Annotated in this window: 3 protein-coding genes; all 3 read right to left on the bottom strand. The window is 37.8% G+C overall.

Features of this window, described 5'->3' with window-relative positions; genetic code table 11:
- Window positions 1–4,591: type ISP restriction/modification enzyme (locus NNJ85_RS08390; RefSeq protein ID WP_254475173.1), on the bottom strand; the 4,591-nt coding region annotated here is incomplete at its 3' end.
- A gap of 570 nt (window positions 4,592–5,161) precedes the next feature.
- Window positions 5,162–6,769 (bottom strand): YfjI family protein, encoded by a 1,608-nt coding sequence (locus NNJ85_RS08385; RefSeq protein WP_254475171.1) that lies wholly within the window; start codon window positions 6,767–6,769, stop codon window positions 5,162–5,164.
- Window positions 6,766–7,662 (bottom strand): toprim domain-containing protein, encoded by an 897-nt coding sequence (locus NNJ85_RS08380; protein WP_254475169.1) that lies wholly within the window; start codon window positions 7,660–7,662, stop codon window positions 6,766–6,768. The genes NNJ85_RS08385 and NNJ85_RS08380 overlap by 4 nt, the downstream gene beginning before the upstream one ends.
- Window positions 7,663–7,720: the final 58 nt, after the last annotated feature.

Genomic DNA, 7,720 nt, shown 5'->3' with positions numbered 1-7,720 from the left:
TGCCTTTTTTAAAGGTCACCGGATAAGGTTCTACAGTTTCATAATTGACGTGCAAATGACCCAATTCACGCCCTGCTGTAACAAATTTCCAAAAGTCCTCAGCAGTTTTTACACAAGGGATACGAGGTAATTCTTTAGAGAGATTATCAGCATAACGAGTACGATAATCTTCCGAATGTAAGATTCCGTAAACGTAATAAAATAGATCATCTTTTGTTATATTCTCATTAGGATAAGCAGCTTTAAAATGTGCTAGCCCTTCATCCGTAATGGCATCATGCCTCTGTAAACCAGTTGTGTTGTTTTCCTCTGTAGAAATTAAAAATAAATGGGATTGTTTCTCACTTTTATTTTTTAAAACCGTAGTGTCTTCATAAATATAGCGTGGAAAGCATTGGCTTTTTTCTATTGAATCCAAGTTAGGTACATCCTTACTCATCAGTACAGAAAAACCACATCTTGCTCCTATGCCTGTAATTTGTATTACTCTATTTTTAACGGCTTTTCCCATAGAGAATACGCGCGGCATTTGATAAACTGCTTCATTAAAGACGCTATTATAATAAAGCCATTGTTTTGTAAAAGGGCGATATAGGCTTTGAATAAGGCATTTATCTTCAAATTCGGAAAATTTACCTCTTAATAATTCTCTTTTAAGAGTACTACTCCAACTAATTTTGCTTTCATCCGAATTTACGAAATCATTCACGACCTTTGCACGTGCTGTATGATCAGCATGTGAATAGGTATTATTTAAACGTTTTACCTCACTATTATAGAAGGCAATCATATTATTCATATTTTTCTTTACAGATTCACGGCTTGAGTTATACGCCCAAGCATCACGATTGGTTGAAACACCAAGAGAATAAGTTTCAAAGAGCTTTTTATCATGCCCCTTTTTGACACCCATAGCTAAGAATGTTTTGAAACTTTTATCACGTTGCTTAATCCAATCACTATGTTTGTCTGGTATAATTATTTGCCAGCTAGATTTATTTTTGATGCCATCAATACTACCCAAATACTCGAGAGCTGTAAGTTTTTCTTTTGTTGTGAGATTATTACCAATGTCATGATAGTAAATTTTACAATCTCCAGAAACATTGGGGTTTTTGATAAACAGTGTGACAGCAATACCAGTCATGCTACCATTGCCAAAAATATTCTCTCCTTCTTGAGCTCTTCCACTGCTTAACATATTCTTGCGAATATCTCCCCGTAAATTAAGCACATAAATACTGGTAAACTCTTTGGCTAAAGATTTTCGTAAACCATCCATTGTAGACTTTTCTATGTAACCAGAACCAGAAACAAAACCGATTACCCCAGCATTATCAATACGGTCACTAGCCCAGCGGATAGCGCGGATATAACTATCATATAACTTTTGCGTACTAGTTGCTTTCGATTGAGCTATATAAGTTTCACGAATACGCTTGTTTAATACTGGATAAGGGGTATTCTTTGCATTGTCGTTTTCGCTTTTTTGTCCTACCGAATAAGGGGGATTACCAAAAATAACTTTGATATCCAGTTTCTTTTGATGTTCTAAATATTCACTGTTCTCTTTGAGTATACCATCTATCAAGTTTTTTTCTTTAAGCGTCTGAAACGTATCAGCCAGACCAATATGTTTGAAAGGAATATAATTCCCTTTCATAAGACTATGATAGGTCGATTCAATGTTAATGGCTGCTATGTAATAAGCCAGTAAAACAATCTCATTGGCATGAATATCATGACGGAATTTATATTCCATATCTTCTGGTTTTATGAGATTGGATTGTAACAACCGTGTGATAAAGGTTCCAGTACCTGTAAAAGGATCAAGAATAGAAACACCCCGTGATCCTAGACTTTTGCCAAATTCATTGCGCAAGACATCATCAACAGAGTGAATGATAAAATCAACAACCTCAACGGGGGTATAAACAATTCCAAGCCTATCCGTGGTTTTCTTAAATGCCTTGGCAAAAAAATCTTCGTAAAGTTTGATAATAAGATTCTGTTTTGCTTGAGGTTCGGTAATCCCTGCTGTACAGAACGTGATACTTTTGTAGAATTTATCAAGATCTTTTGCTTCTTCCTCAATATTGGTTTTATCCAGTTTCGCTAAAATCTTTTCCATGGCTTGTGAAATGGCATTGTTCTGTACAAACTTATTGCCATCAAACAAAGCTTCAAACACGGGACGCGTTACAAGATGTTGGGCTAACATCTCAACAGCTTCTTCTTGTTTGATTTCACTATTTACGTTGTTTTTTAGTTCCTTATGAAAGGCATCAAAAGCATGAAAAGTTTCACTCTTTTCGTCCACAAGCATATCTTTAAGACGATTGATATGGTTTTGTGCAATCTCAGCAACATTGCCAGCCCATATGCCCCAATAATCCGTGATTTTAAAACTATCCAGAAAAATTGTCTTGATAAAATCAACAAATTCAGAAGGGCGGAATAATTCTCCTTGCTCTGTAGTCGATTGAGAGTTGCTTGCTGCTGTTCCAATAACATGTCCAGAACTTTCTGCTTTTGATTGTATCTGGACCTCATCAACTGTTGTGGTGAGTTCTTTTAATTCATTGTCACGCTTAATCTCTATAATCTCAATCGTATGGCTGCTATCTTGTCCTAGCGACATTTGATTAATCGTTCGAGCCAGCCTCTCATCATGAGAATGTAAAGCATTCAAAACTTGCCAAACAACATGGTACTTCTTATTATTCCGTAAAGCTTTTTTGGCTTCTAAATGCGAGGGAATGATAACGGGTAAAATGATATAACCTGTCTTTTTTCCCTTGGCACGACGCATCACACGCCCCACCGCCTGTATCACATCCACTTGGCTATTGCGCGGGTGTAAAAACATGATGGCATCAAGAGCAGGAACATCAATCCCTTCTGAAAGACACCGAACATTGCTTAAGATCCGACAAACATTGTGCCCCGCATCTTGTTTCAGCCAATCCAATTCTTCATTGCGTTTTTTGACACTTTGCTTTCCGTCAATATGTCTTACTTCACAATTCAGAAAGGGAACATCTTTAAGGAAATCATTGATATGAGATTCGATAATTTGATTGAAGAGCTTTGTAACATATTTAGAAGTATTGATATCTTTGCAAAAAGCTAAGGCACAATGCATGGGCTCTGTATCATCATCATCAACAGCTGCTTCCTTATCTATTTTAGTCAGTGCTCTATAACAGCCAATAATTTTTGCCGCATCATCTAAATCAATTTCACGGTCTTCATTGGCTATAATCTTCTGTATGGCTGGTGTGATATAGGTTTCATCAATGCCTAAGACCACAATCTTGTAAGGAGTTAAAAGTTCATTCTCGACAGCTTCAGTGAAGGTATAATGATGGAGTTGTTTTCCAAAAAGCGCTTCATCATCCATGGACGCCAAAACGGCATTAATCTCATCAGCCCGTCTTTTGGCAGTCTCACTAAAGATACGAGGCGTTGCTGTCATGTATAGACGTTTTTTACCTCGAATGATGCTGTTATCATGAACTTTGACAAATTCAGATTCATTGTCATCAGTTCCCAATGAAGCACCAGTTGTCCTATGGGCTTCATCACAAATAATCAGATCAAATTCGGGTAATCCATGCTCTTTTTGTGCATCGGAAATCACTTGAATGGAATGATAGGTTGAAAAGATGACGGTCATTGCCTCTGCGAAGTGTTCACAAGCTTCTTTGGCAAGGGCTTTTGCATCTGTTGTAGCAGGAAGCACAAGATCTGATGTTTCCATGCCAACAAGATCATCTTGGTTTTTACGACGCTTTCCTACTTTTGTATCCGAACACACCGCAAAGGAACGCAAGGGAATTTGTGTGTCCAGTGTCCATTCACGGATTGTTTGTGAAACTAAAGCAAGAGAAGGCACCAAAAACAAAACACGCTTGCCTTTTCCCGCTATGGTCTCTGCTATTTTTAGGCTTGTGAACGTCTTCCCCGTACCACATGCCATAATAAGCTTGCCACGGTCTGCTTCTTTTAAACCTTCACAGACTTTCTTGATGGCTTCTTTCTGATGGGGACGAGGTTCTTTTGTTGATTTCAGAACAACTTTTTGTTTTGTTGCAAATATTTGCCAATCTATACGACTGTTTTCCATATGACGAAGGTCAATGCGATAAACGGGTATCGCTTGTCCTTTAATCATGGCATTCACATTGTCACTTAATTCACTTTCAGTGCTATCAACGAGAAGGCGATATTTAAAGATGTCTTTTCCAGAGGCTGCGATAAAGCTATCAATATCCTTTTTACTGATCTGATGGTCAGCTTTATAAAACTTACATTGAATAGCCACATAGCCTTCTTGATTGCGAAGTTTTGCAACCAGATCAATGCCGATATCATTTTTATTCCAATCTTTACGCTCTTTAGCCCATTCAAAATAGCTTTCAACCTTTTCATAGCGTCCATAATGGATAGGGTCATGCATAAGATATTTGCTAACAAAATCTTCAAAAATTTTTCCCTTTTTAGCATTTGAAGTTGCTTGTTGACGATAATATTCCAACAGAGAGCGTAGAGTGACGTGTTTATTATCAGACTTAACAGATTGCAGCATATTACAATAAAAATCCCTTGTCTTATAAGATGATCAATAACCATCAAAAGAATCAAAACGAATTCAATTAAATGCGTTTAAAACAAATATCGATAAAAATGGGGAAAAACTGCTAAAAAGCCGATAATTTTTTCAAAAGAGTTTTTAAAAGGATACTTATCAACAGCCTATGAGAAAGATCAGATCAGCAAAATAGTGAAATTTGCTATTCATTTGATGTGTTAATCAAGACAGATGCAATACGTGCTTTTAAAATATCATAATGATTATTTTGAAGCATTTTATCACGAATTTAATAGATAGGTTTTGACGGTGTTTAAAACACCCAAAACCCCTACAAAACCCTCTTAAATATATATTAAAGATTGTATTTACGTGTTGTGTTTAATATAGGTTGTTTATTTAAAACATTAACATATTGAAATATAATAACTTTTATTTTTGATTTAAAAAATATATAGAGGGGGTGTAAAAAGAACCCCCAAAACCAATAGATGCGGAATGCTTTGAAGGCTCTCTTCGATAATACAAGGTTATAGGGTTTAATGTTTTATAAGATATCCAGATTGCCTATTGTGTTGTTTTATGACTTTTTATTAAAGGATGCCATTCATAGCGTATGGTAGGTCGACCGCCTTGAGAGCTATTGTCTCCAGAGATTTCACGAATATAGTTACAACAGCATAAAAGCTCTAAAGCTTGCTTAACGGCTCCATTGTCCTTTAAACATTTCCAATTACGTTTATAAACATCACGTGAAGTAAAACCATCGGGTAAATAATCACAGCGTTCAACAATTAATTTCGCACGCTCTGCTGTTAATGTATCATGCGCCGCATAAAGGCGTTTTGCGTGACTTATCAGATATTTTTCCCAATACAAGGCTCTCTCAAGGGCATCTCTATTGATTTCAAAACGCCCACCTTCACACAGTTCAAAAATCAACGCAAGGGTTGGTATGGTTTTATCCATTTTCAAGAGATGCGCTTGTAAACTTTCGGAGAAATTTTCCCCTTTGGTTGTTTTTTGAAAATTTTCCCACCATTCACGAAACATCTCTTGGGCTTCGGCAGAAAAACGTATGGTAATGGGGTGTTTTGGTGATCCTAAAGGTTTATCATAAAGAGAACGAAAGACCCCTTGATAGTTTTCCCATGCATTTTGATTGGGTGGTCTATCAACCCAGTTACGCTCTTTTCGTTCATCGGGAAGGACCAGCATTTGAAATCGTTGCAATAAACCATCATCGTTTATTCCACGGTGCATGGCTTGAATGAGTGGAATAATTCGTGAAGGTTGAATGCCCCCAATGACAGAAAGGGTTGCATTGGGAATAAAAATGGTTCCACGCTCGATACGGTCATAGGTAAATTGATCATCTCCATTAAAAGATGTTAAATAGAAAGAACGGCCTGTTTGATATTCCTTCCGTTCCAAATCGGATAAAAAACCAGATAATTCATCACGAACCAACAACAAACCACGGGGGTTTTCTTTTAACAATTCCCCAAGCTTTTCGACCGTGACATCGTTGACAATAAGACGTCGTTTATTAAGCGTGTCATCATCATCACTTTCTTTGTATTCAAGAGCTTGAGAAAGAAGAGCAAGGGCTTGTTCCTCATCTTGATCTTTGAGTGCTTTGTAGGCTTGTTTTTTCTTTTCTTTTTTGTCTAATTCAATCAGAATATCTTTTGTTTCTTGCTGTTTTTTCTGCTTTACCCATTCTTGATGCCATTCCTCTTGAAAAGCATAGAGAGGGGCTAAAGCAGCTTTCAAGGTAGGTGTTTTCATGGTTGAAGGTTGCCCCACAATGGCGCCCCAGAGATTAGGAACAATTTCCCAATTGGCATATTGTTTTGGAGCGATACGCACGCCATTTCCAATAACAGCAGCCAAACCGCATAAAGCAGAGATAGCAACAAAGTCGATAGAAGATTGTTGCATATCAGAAACGTCATAAACATAGTCTATCAATGGTGTTGGGAGCAGATATACTTTAAAAGGCTCGACGGGTAAAAGAGCTTTATCAATAGACTGTAATTCCCCCCAACCGTTTTGTTGCAAGGCTTGTTCATAAGGAATAGCTTTTAAACAAGTATTATCATTTAAAAAGGCATGATCCTTATCATTAACGGGAGCAGTTTTATTATTGTGTTGTAAATTACTATTTTTCATATTTTCCTTTCTCTAGAAACTAATACGTTATTAAAGTCCATTCCTTTTGGGGCTTGCATCATAAAGACCTCAAAGCCTTGTCTATAAGCACGATTTGCTAGGGTAAAACCTGCTTTACGACCCGCATCATCGCCATCCATTGCGATTGTCAGACGCCCTTTTATCGGGGGTAAATTCACACGCATCATGCCATTGGTGGAAAGAGACGACCATAAATTCACGGGCTCTGATAACAATCCAGACAGCAGAGACAGCCCCGTTTCAATGCCTTCACAAATAACCAAATGTTTTGGATTGTCTTGACTTAAATGCACAGCACCGCCCATGACAGAACCCAACATGGCTTTGGCTGGTTTCTGATCTGTTTTGCAGCCATTGGCTTTTAAAAAGGTCCTATGAATGGCAAAGGAACCAGCCCCCTTAACAAGAGCTACCAACGCGGGCAGTGTCATTCCTAATGGATGTGGACATTTGTCGTGAAAGCGTAAATAAGCAGGTAATTCACATGTGATCCCCCGCATGCGTAAATAGGTTTCTGCTAAAGTATTTTTGATCGGTTGACTTTGTTGCCAAATCGCTTTTGCTCTTTCTGCTTTTTGTTTTGCTCTTTTGAAATCAGCACAAAACTGTTTTGAGAAAGAAAGCGTGTGATCATAGGCTTTATCAAAAAAGGCTTGTTTCCCCAGCAAGCCAATTCTTGTGAGCGCTTGTATGATCTCTCTAAAAGAGCAACCAGCATAACAGTAGAGTAAAAGACGCCCATCATTTCCATTAGAAAGAGATAAGCTAGGCAGCCTATCATCATGAGCTGGACAACGGGCAAGTCCATAACGCCCATGCCAAACCCCATGCAAGGCACGTGTAATGCCCTGCGCATTCGTAAAAGAAAACATATTTTTGATCCTATAATGATTGCATCATAGGACGGACTCTGCTATTCATAAGCTTCGT

It is taken from the genome of Bartonella sp. B1098 (genome assembly GCF_944896145.1).
Taxonomy (GTDB): domain Bacteria; phylum Pseudomonadota; class Alphaproteobacteria; order Rhizobiales; family Rhizobiaceae; genus Bartonella.
This window is presented reverse-complemented; position numbering and strand designations above follow the sequence as displayed.